Genomic DNA, 8,878 nt, shown 5'->3' with positions numbered 1-8,878 from the left:
CCCCGAGACCGCACCCCCGGCCGCACGACCGCGCCCGGTGCGCCGGGCGCCCCGGCCTCGGGTCGCGCGCCCCTCCCCTGAGATCGCGCGCCCCTCCCTTCCAGGGGGCGTTTCGCCGGCGTGCTCAGGGCGCCGGCGCGGGAAGGGGTCGGTACCCGCGCCGGCGCGGCGGGCTCGGGGCGCGCCACACACCCCGGCCCGCGTATGACACGCCCGCGGGCGCAGTCCCGCGGGCTCAGCGTGCCGCCGTACGCCACACCCGGTGCGCCTCCCGGTAGACGCCGCGGATGTCGTCGACGACGCGGCCGAAGCCGTGCCGTGCGCACACATGGGTGCGGGCCTGCCCGCCGAGGGTGCGGCACGCCTCGCGGTCGGACAGCAGGGCGGCGACGGCACCGGCGAGCGCGGCGGGGTCCTCCGGGGGGACGAGGTTCGTCGCGGCGTGTCCGGCGGGGAGGGCCTCGCGGGCGCCCGGCACGTCGCTGACGACGACGGGGCAGGCGCAGGCCATGGCCTCCAGCGGGGCGAGGGCCATGCCCTCCCACCGTGAGGGCAGGACCACCAGGTCGGCCGCCAGATACCAGTCGCGGGGGTCGGCGACGTCCCCGGCGAAGAGGACGTCGGCGGTCGCGCGCTGCCGCAGCCGGTCGCGGGCGGGTCCGTCGCCGACGAGCGCCAGGCGGGCGTCGGGCACGGTGCGCGCGATGCCCGGCCAGGCCTCCAGCAGCACGTCCTGGCCCTTCTGCCGGTGGAGCCGGCCGATGCACACGGCGAGCGGGGTCCGCGCGTCCAGGCCGAGGCGGGCGCGGGCGGCGCGCCGCTCGGCGACGGGGGCGGCCCTGTAGTGGTCCAGGTCGACGCCGTTCGGTACGACGGTGCACCGGGCGCGGACCCCGGCGGCCTCGCCGTCGGCGCGTTCGGCCTCGCTGACGCAGACCACCTGGTGCGCCCAGCGGGCCGCCAGCCGCTCCCAGCGCACGGTGGCCCGGTACAGCGGGCCGGGGCCGGTCGCGAAGAACGACCAGGCGTGCGGCTGGAACACCGTCGGCAGATGCCCGCGCAGGGCGAGCCGGCCCGCCAGCCCGGCCTTGGAGCTGTGCAGATGGACCAGGTCGGGGCGGACGGTGCGCACGATCCGGGTCACGGCCGCGACCTCGGCGGGCACGGTGCGCCCGGGTGCGCCGACGGCCTGCCAGGCGATGACGTCGGCGCCGGCGCGGGCCGCGGCGTGCGCGAGCCGGCTGTCCGGCACGCAGGCGACGGCCACCCGGTGGCCGGCGGCACGCTGTGCGCCCGCGAGATCGGCCACGAAGGTGGCGACCCCGCCCTCGCTGGACTGGGCGACATGCAGGATGGTCGGCATCTCGGCGCCTCCCCGCAACAGTCAGGTTTACGCCGTATACGTACGACTCTCCACCGCTCGCCGCCGTACGTCAAACGCACCCTCCCCGCCGCCTCCGACCCCGCTTGACGGCATATGCCGGATCGATGCAAGATGTCAGCTTACATCGTAAATGTACAGGTATGGCCTACCCCCGAGGGGCGGCGCGTAACGATGACGACGTCGACGACGACCCTGGGGGACGCGTCGCGGCGACTGCCGCGAGGCATCCCCGGCACTCCCCACCGGACCGGGAGACGGCCTGTGCCGGTGCTCCCGTTCGTCGCCCTGGACACACTCGCCGCGCTGACGGCGTCGGTCACGGTCCTCCTGCTGTTCCACCGGTGGTGGGTCCCGGCCGCGCTGCCCTGCGCATGGGTGCTGTGCCTGGCGGCGCGACGGGCGTACGACCGGCACTGCCTGCTCGCCGGAACGGGCGAGATACGCCGGGTGATGGGCGCCGCCGCCGTGATCGCGGTGGCCGCGAGTGTCGCCTGGTGGTTCCTGCCCGGGGCGGGCCTGCTGCACGACACGCTGTTCGCGCTGCCCGTCACCGTCACGGCGACCTTCGCGCTGCGCGAGACCCGCCGGCTGCGCATCCGCGCGGACTGGCACCACGGCCGCAACCGGGAGCGCGCGGTGGTGCTCGGCCCGGCGGACTCCGTCGCCGAGCTGGTCTCCCGGCTGCGGCGCACCGACGCCTGCGAGATGGAGGTCGTCGGGGTGTGCCGCACGGTGGACGACGCGGTGGACGCCGTGCGGCGCGGCGGCTGCGAGGCGGTGATCGCGCTGCCCGGCCCCGCTCTCGGCACCGGCGAGCTGCGCACACTGTCCTGGGAACTGCGCGACAGGGACGTCGAGTTGATGCTGGTGCCGGTGCTGGCCGACGTGGCGACGGGGCGGCTGAGGCCGGCGCCCGTGGCGGGGCTGCCGCTGCTGGAGCTGCACGCCCCCGACCTCTCCCGCACGGCGCGCGTGCCGAAGGAGCTGGCCGACCGGCTCCTGGCCGCCGCCGGGCTGCTCCTGCTCGCCCCGCTGATGCTGGTGATCGCGGTGCTGATACGGCTGGACAGTCCCGGCCCGGTCCTGTTCCGGCACCGCCGGGTGGGGCTGCACGGCCGGGAGTTCACGCTGCTGAAGTTCCGCACCATGTACCGGGACGCCGACCGGCGCAGGAGCGAGGTGGCGTCCCTCAACCAGTACGGCGACGGGGCGTTCTTCAAGGTCGCCGACGATCCCCGGATCACCCGGGTCGGCCGGACCCTGCGGCACTGGTCGCTGGACGAGATCCCCCAGCTCTTCAACGTCCTGGCCGGCCGGATGTCGCTCGTCGGCCCGCGCCCGCTGCCCCGCGACGAGGCCGACGAGCTGCCGGAGGACGTGCGCCGGCGGCGGCTGCTGGTGAAGCCGGGGCTGAGCGGGCTGTGGCAGGTGAGCGGACGGTCGGAGCTGCCCGAGGAGGAACGGGTGCGGCTCGACCTGAGCTATGTGGAGAACTGGTCCACCGCGCTGGACCTGACCATCCTGGCCCGGACACCGGGCGCGGTCGTGCGCCGCACGGGCGCCTACTGAGGACGCGGGGCGGATCGTCATGGACCACGAGGTGCCCGCACTGCTGGTGAGGGTCGGTCACGCGCCCCACAACCACGGCGCGCTGGGTGTGGTCCGCAGTCTGGGCCGGGCCGGTGTGCCGGTGTACGCCATGGTGGAGGACCCGTTGACCCCGACGGCCGTCTCCCGCCATCTCGCCGGACGGTTCGTCGTGCCGACGACGGGCCGCGAGTCGCCGGACGCACTGGTGTCCACGCTGCTCACGATCGGCGAGGCGATCGGACGCCCGGCGGTCGCCGTTCCCACCGACGACGAGGCGGCCGTGCTGCTCGCCGAGCAGGCCGGACCGCTGAAGGAGCGGTTCCTGCTGCCGCCGGTGCCGCCCGCGCTGCCGCGCACGCTCACCAGCAAGATGGGGCTGCACCGGCTGTGCGCCGAGGCCGGAGTGCCCACACCGCGGGCGTGCGCGCCGGCCGGCCGCGCCGAACTGGTCGCCGCCTGCCGGGACATGGGCTATCCGGTCGTACTGAAGAACCTGGAGGCCTACACCCGGCTCGCCGCGCCCGTCGTGGGCCATACGACGACCGTGGCCGACGAGGCGGAGCTCCTCGCCCTCGTCGGATCCGCCGAGGAGCCCTCGGTGCTGGTGCAGGAGTACATCCCGCCGCCGGAGGCGGAGGACTGGATCACCCATCTCTACCGGGGCCCCGACGGCACACCGCTCGTCCTGTTCACCGGGTTCAAGGTGCGTTCCTGGCCGGTGCGCAGCGGTGCGACCTGCCGGGCCTGGTCCTGGCCGAACACACGGCTCGCGGCGCTGGCCGAGCGGCTGTGCCGGGAGATCGGCTACTGCGGTCTCGCCGACCTGGACTGGCGGTTCGACCGGCGGGACGGCCGGTACAAGCTCGTCGACTTCAATCCGCGCACGGGCGCGCAGTTCCGGCTGTTCGCCTCCCGGCACGGGGTGGACGTGGTCCGGGCGCTGTACATGCATCTGACGGGGCAGCGGGTCCCGGAGGGCGGGCAGCTGCACGGGCGGATGTTCGTCGTGGGGCAGCTGGACGTGCTGTCGGCGACGATCGGCGCCTTGCAGGAGCGCCGGCTCCCGACGGCCGTGCTGCCCCGGCCCGGCATGGAGAGGGCGTGGCTGAGCGCCGACGACCCGCTGCCGGCGGTGGCGGAGGCGGCACGCTTCGGTGCCATGGCCGCCCGGCGGGTCACCCGCCCGCTGCGGCAGCGGATCTCCGCGTCCCGGCCGGCGGCCGTACCGGCGCGGGCCGGCGGCCCGCCGGCCGCCACGCCCGCTTCCGCTTCCGCTGCTCCCGGTTCGGCCGCTTCCGGTTCGGCTACGCCTGCCTCGTCGCCGCGGCGCTGATCCGCCGGGCGGCGAAGCCGGTACCGGAGACGAAGCGGAGCAGCGGACCGAACGTGGGCGCCGCGGCCAGCCCCGTGAAGTACAGGCCGGGCACGGACGACTCGAACCCCGCCGACAGCCTGGGGGCGCCCCCGGCGGTGACGACCCGCCGGCGCAGCTCGGGGCTCAGCAGGTCGAGCCGGCCGAGGTCCACGCGGTAGCCGGTCCCGGCGATGACATGGTCGGCGCGGAGTTCCGCGGCCTGCCCGTCGGCGGCGTCCAGCAGCAGCCGTACGCCGCCGCGGCCGTCGGGCTCGGCGGCGACGACCCGGACACCGCACCGTACGGGGAACCGGCCGTCCACCCTCTCCCGCAGCCACCAGGCGCCGTACGGCCCGAGGACGGTGTGCAGCAGACGGTCCCGCACCCGGTCGGGGAGGTGCCGGTAGGCCGCGGGGGCCCGGGAGCACGCCACCAGCGGCCAGCCGTTGCCGAGCAGGGCGCTCGGGGCGCGCACGCGTTCCCGCAGGGGCCGGTCGGCCGGGCTGTCGGTGCGCGGGGGCGAGCCGAACGCCAGCGTGGCCGCCCGCGCCAGCAGCGTGGGCCGCGCACCTTCCTCGTACAGCAGTGCGGCGCTCTCCAGGGCCGACTGGCCGGCGCCCACGACCGCCACGTCCTGCCCCGCGAACCGGCCGAAGTCGACATGGTCGGCGGTGTGGGAGACCAGCCCGTCCCGGGTGAGCGGGGCCAGTTCGGGCGGGACGTGCGCGAAGCGGACGACACCCACGGCGAGGACGACGGCCGTACCGGCGAACTCCTCGCCGTCGTCGAGGAGGACCCGGAAGCCGCCGCCGGGCCGCGCGTCGATCCGCCGCACGGTGACCTGCTCCAGCTCGGGCACGGTGCGCTGCTGGAACCACAGCCCGTACCGGACGAATTCCTCGAGGGGCACCGGGTCGCGTTCGCCGCCGGGTGCGCGGCCCTCCTCCGCGCGGAAGTCCTCCAGCCGCCGTCCGGGGACGACAGCGGAGATCGAGGAGGAGAAGGGCGAGGACTTGAGGTACATACGGCCGGGCATGTGGGACCGCCAGCCGTCCATGGGCTGCCCGAAGACCCGGAACGGCACATGACGGGCCTTGAGATGGGCCGCCGTGGCGAGACCGTACGGACCGGCACCTACGACCACGACACGTTGATCGGCGTTCACGATGCGCTCCCCGTGGGCGAGAGGCCCGGCCCGGGGGCGGGAGCCTGGGGCTGATATGACGCATTTACGGTGTATACGTACACACTGCGCCGCGGTGTGCGTACAGTCAACAGCAGTGCGGCCCGGGCCACGGGCCGGGTGGGCGGAGGGCGAGAGATGGCGGAGGAGCGGACCGGGCCGGCCGGCGAGGACCGGCAGCCGGCGGCGCCGGCGCGGCGTGCCAGCGACCGCGGCAAGTACGGCCGGCTGAGCCGTGAGCGGGTGCTGACGGCGGCACTGGACTTGGTCGACCGCGAGGGCCTCTCCGCGTTGAGCATGCGGCGCCTCGGCGCGGAGCTGGGCGTGGAGGCGATGGCCCTGTACCGCTACGCGGAGGGCAAGGACGCCCTGCTGGACGGCCTGGTTGAGGCGCTGCATCTTGAGCTGGAGCAGCGGCTGGAGGGCCCTGACCCGGAGGAGGGCGACTGGCGGGCGGGACTGCACCGGATCGCCCGGGCGATGTACGACGTGTGTCTGGCGCATCCGCGGGCGGTGCCGCTGCTGGCGACCCGTCTGCTGGCGGTGCCGCTGGCCCGCCGGCCGCTGCCCGTCCTCAGGGGGCACGAGCGGGTGCTGGGGCTGCTGCGGCGGTCGGGGCTCGACGCGGCGGGCTCGGCGGCGGCCTTCCAGGCGTTCACGGCGTGGCTGCTGGGCTATGTGGTGGTGGAGCTGCGCCCGGTGGTGGACAACCCGGACGAGCCGGACCCGGCGTTCCGTCTGGGCCTGCACCGGATGCCGGCCCAGGAGCTGCCGCTGCTGCGGGAGACGGCAGCGTCCCTGGCGGAGCGGCACGGCCCGGAGGGGCTGGCGGCGGGGCTGGACGCCCTGCTGGACCGGTTCACGGGGCTGGGCCGCGTCCGCTGACGTCAGCCGGGGGCCGCTCCCCCGCCGGGCCGGGGCGGTTCGGGTCGAGCCGTCCGGCCCGGAACCGTCCGGCCCGGACCACCGGGCGGACATGAAGAAGGCCCCCGCAGGCATTCGGCCCGCGGAGGCCCTTCACAACCGTCGGGACGACAGGATTTGAACCTGCGACCCCTTGACCCCCAGTCAAGTGCGCTACCAAGCTGCGCCACGTCCCGGCCACGGCTCACACGGTCCCCCGTGTGATCGCGACGAGCAGCACTTTACCTCACGTCGGGGGCAGGGCCGAAAGAGGACCGGTCACCGGGGCACAATCGGTGGGATGAGCGATGCACACCGCACGGGGGACACCGCACCGGCCGGGCCCGTGCGCGGACGGGACCGCGACGGCGAGGGCCGCGCCCGCAACGCCCGGCCCCGGGACGGGCTCGGCCGGCCCCTGCCCTACGGCACCGAGGGCGTGCCGCGCCAGCCCGAGGGTGTGGTCCGCACGCCCGACGAGACGGTGGCGGAGGCGCAGGCCCTGCTGGACGCGGGACGGCCGTTCCACGCCCACGAGGTGTTCGAGGACGCCTGGAAGTCGGGCCCCGGCCGCGAGCGGACGCTGTGGCGCGGGCTCGCGCAGCTGGCGGTGGGCCTCACGCACGCCGCGCGCGGCAACCCCACCGGCGGGGCACGGCTGCTGCGGCGCGGTGCGGCGGCCGTGCGCGAGTGGGCGGCAGGGACGGGCGACGGGCGGCCGTACGGGATGGATCTGGAGCGGACCGCCCGCTGGGCGCTCGCGCTCGCCGCGCGGGTGGAGGCCGGCGAGGGCCCGGTGGACGCGGGCGCGGAGGCTCCCCGGCTGCGCTGAGCGACGGCCGGTGCCGTCACTGTCAGTGGTGTGCGGCAGACTCGTGGCGTGCGAACCATTCATGTCATCGGTATCGGTGCGGGCGACCCGGACCAGCTGACGTTGCAGGCCGTGAAGGCGATGCGGGACACGGACGTGTTCTTCGTCCTGGACAAGGGCGAGGTGAAGAGCGACCTGACCCGGCTGCGCAAGGACATGCTGCGCACGCACATACCGGAGGGCGGCTATCGCGTCGTCGAGGCGCGGGACCCGGAGCGTGACCGGCGCGCGGGGGGCGCGGACTATTCACCGGCCGTCGGCGACTGGCGCAGCGCGCGGGCGGGGATCTACGCCCGGTTGATCGCCGAGGAGCTGGGCGAGGACGAGACGGGCGCGTTCCTGGTGTGGGGCGACCCCGCGCTGTACGACAGCACGATCGCGATCCTCGAGGAGGTGCTGGAGCACGGCGGGGCAGACTTCACGTACGACGTGATACCGGGCGTGAGCAGTGTCTCCGCGCTGGTCGCCCGGCACCGCACCGGGCTGAACCGGGTGGCGCGGCCGGTGCAGATCACCACGGGCCGACGGCTCGCCGAGGGGCTGCCCGAGGGGGTGGACGACGTGGTGGTGATGCTCGACGCCCACCAGGCGTTCCGCGCGTACACGGACGAGGACCTGCACATCTACTGGGGCGCCTACATCGGCACCCCGGACGAGATCCTGGTCTCCGGCCCGATCGCGGAGGCCGCGCCCCGCATCGAGCGGCTGCGGGCCGAGGCCCGTGAACGCAAGGGCTGGATCATGGACACGTATCTGCTGCGCCGGGACCCCGGCGACGCCTGAGCGGTCGGCGCCGCTGGACAGTCCCCGCCGCGAGGCCCAGCCGGTCCAGAACGCCGTCGACGTCCGTCACGGCGCTCACGCCGTCGGGAAGCGGGGGGCGGCGGACGATCACGACGGGCAGGCCCAGCTGGCGTGCGGCGGTGAGCTTCGCGGACGTGGCGTCTCCCCCGCTGTCCTTGGTCACGACCACGTCGATACGGCGCTCCTGCAGCAGCGCCGTCTCCTCGGCCTCGGTGAACGGACCCCGCGCGAGCAGCACCTCCGTGCCGGGCGGCAACGGCGGTTCGGGCGGCTCCACCGACCGGGCGACGAAGTGCACGCCGGTGACGTGCGCGAACGCGGCCAGCCCGAGCCGGCCGGTGGTGAGCAGCACACGACGCCCCAGTGCGGGCAGCAGCGCGGCGGCCTCCTCCAGGGACGCCGCGTCGTGCCAGCGGTCGCCGGGGCCCGGCCGCCAGCCGGGCCGCCGCAGCACGACGGCCGGGACGCCGGTCGTGGCAGCGGCGCGGGCGGCGTTGGCGGTGATCGCCCCGGCGAAGGGGTGGGTGGCGTCGACCAGGGCGTCCACCCGGTGCTCCCGCAGCCACGCGGCGAGCCCCTCGGCGCCGCCGAAACCGCCGACGCGCATCTCCCCGGCGACGGCGCCGGGCCGGGAGACGCGGCCGGCGTAAGAGGTGGTCACGCGCACGCCCGGGCGTGCCGCCAGGCGGGCGGCGAGGCGCCGCGCCTCGGTGGTGCCGCCGAGGATGAGGACGTGGGTCACGGCGCCGAGCGTACCGGGCGGTTCTCCCGGCCCCCGCGCCCCGCACC

At 75.6% G+C, this 8,878-nt stretch carries 8 protein-coding genes and 1 tRNA gene; 5 read left to right on the top strand and 4 right to left on the bottom strand.

Translation table 11 applies throughout. The annotated features are described in order from the left end of the window. Positions 1 to 235: 235 nt before the first annotated feature. A complete protein-coding gene (locus MTQ10_RS23810; RefSeq protein WP_247472192.1) occupies positions 236 to 1,363 on the bottom strand; it encodes a glycosyltransferase in 1,128 nt (375 codons plus the stop codon). A 282-nt stretch (positions 1,364 to 1,645) separates the two neighbouring features. Here MTQ10_RS23810 and MTQ10_RS23805 point away from each other — a divergent pair, with 282 nt between their 5' ends. Together MTQ10_RS23805 and MTQ10_RS23800 are read left to right on the top strand one after the other, a co-directional pair. Then, entirely contained in the window at positions 1,646 to 2,953 is a 1,308-nt protein-coding gene (locus MTQ10_RS23805) for a sugar transferase (protein ID WP_247472190.1), read from the top strand. A gap of 19 nt (positions 2,954 to 2,972) precedes the next feature. Further along, positions 2,973 to 4,307: a carboxylate--amine ligase gene (locus MTQ10_RS23800; RefSeq protein WP_247472189.1), complete on the top strand. Its 1,335-nt coding sequence runs from the start codon at positions 2,973 to 2,975 to the stop codon at positions 4,305 to 4,307. Here the strand turns inward: MTQ10_RS23800 and MTQ10_RS23795 are convergent. Further along, positions 4,279 to 5,493, bottom strand: coding sequence for an FAD-dependent oxidoreductase (locus MTQ10_RS23795; protein WP_247472187.1), 1,215 nt, complete (start codon positions 5,491 to 5,493; stop codon positions 4,279 to 4,281). The genes MTQ10_RS23800 and MTQ10_RS23795 overlap by 29 nt on opposite strands. A gap of 156 nt (positions 5,494 to 5,649) precedes the next feature. Here MTQ10_RS23795 and MTQ10_RS23790 point away from each other — a divergent pair, with 156 nt between their 5' ends. After that, positions 5,650 to 6,396 carry a TetR/AcrR family transcriptional regulator gene (locus MTQ10_RS23790; protein ID WP_247472185.1) on the top strand — a complete coding sequence of 249 codons (747 nt, stop codon included), beginning with the start codon at positions 5,650 to 5,652 and terminating at the stop codon, positions 6,394 to 6,396. A gap of 141 nt (positions 6,397 to 6,537) precedes the next feature. Here the strand turns inward: MTQ10_RS23790 and MTQ10_RS23785 are convergent. After that, positions 6,538 to 6,611: transfer RNA gene (locus tag MTQ10_RS23785), tRNA-Pro, on the bottom strand. Positions 6,612 to 6,715: 104 nt separating this feature from the next. Between MTQ10_RS23785 and MTQ10_RS23780 the strand changes: the two genes are divergently transcribed. Further along, positions 6,716 to 7,246, top strand: a complete 531-nt coding sequence (locus tag MTQ10_RS23780; protein ID WP_247472183.1) for a DUF309 domain-containing protein — start codon at positions 6,716 to 6,718, stop codon at positions 7,244 to 7,246. A gap of 48 nt (positions 7,247 to 7,294) precedes the next feature. Continuing rightward, positions 7,295 to 8,068 carry a precorrin-6A synthase (deacetylating) gene (gene cobF / locus MTQ10_RS23775; RefSeq protein WP_247472181.1) on the top strand — a complete coding sequence of 258 codons (774 nt, stop codon included), beginning with the start codon at positions 7,295 to 7,297 and terminating at the stop codon, positions 8,066 to 8,068. On the opposite strand, the gene MTQ10_RS23770 is transcribed toward cobF, so the two are convergent. Beyond that, complete coding sequence (locus MTQ10_RS23770; RefSeq protein WP_247472179.1) at positions 8,025 to 8,831, bottom strand: cobalt-precorrin-6A reductase; 807 nt, start codon at positions 8,829 to 8,831, stop codon at positions 8,025 to 8,027. The two genes, cobF and MTQ10_RS23770, sit on opposite strands and share 44 nt — an antisense overlap. Positions 8,832 to 8,878 lie beyond the last annotated feature (47 nt).

Origin of the sequence: Streptomyces sp. XM83C, from assembly GCF_023072675.1 — a bacterium.
Classification (GTDB): Bacteria; Actinomycetota; Actinomycetes; order Streptomycetales; family Streptomycetaceae; genus Streptomyces; species Streptomyces thermocoprophilus.
Note: the sequence above shows the minus strand (reverse complement) of the source record. Positions and strands in the feature narration are given on the sequence as shown.